Source organism: Photorhabdus akhurstii (genome assembly GCF_018448925.1).
Classification (GTDB): domain Bacteria; phylum Pseudomonadota; class Gammaproteobacteria; order Enterobacterales; family Enterobacteriaceae; genus Photorhabdus; species Photorhabdus akhurstii.
Map to the genome: position 1 here is coordinate 1 of NZ_RCWE01000143.1, position 336 is coordinate 336.

At 42.6% G+C, this 336-nt stretch carries 1 pseudogene; it reads left to right on the forward strand.

What is annotated here, in order from left to right:
- Positions 1–205: 205 nt before the first annotated feature.
- A pseudogene (locus EAE93_RS24955) lies at positions 206–336 on the forward strand (ISNCY family transposase); the annotation flags it as partial.

A 336-nucleotide genomic window follows, 5' to 3' on the forward strand; every position in this document is an offset into this window, starting at 1 on the left:
GAGCTAGGTCGAGAGGAAGGTATTGAACTAGGCCGAGAGAAAGGTAAAGTGGAAACGGCTCGTGCCTTATTACGGCATGGCGTGAGTTTAGACATTATTGTCACCAGTACCGGACTGAGCCGGGATAAAATTGAAGCGTTAAAGCATTAAATTCATCTTCTCTTTTACAGTAAAATGCCGATATTCAAGATCGGCATTTTTGTTTTTATTTTTACTGAATGGGCATACGCTGGATCTCTCCCAATTTGTCCATCAACTGATTGAACAATCTCCGGAGCATGAAACGATGTTGATGACTATTGCAGAACAGCTTGAACAAAAAGGGCTTGAGCGTGG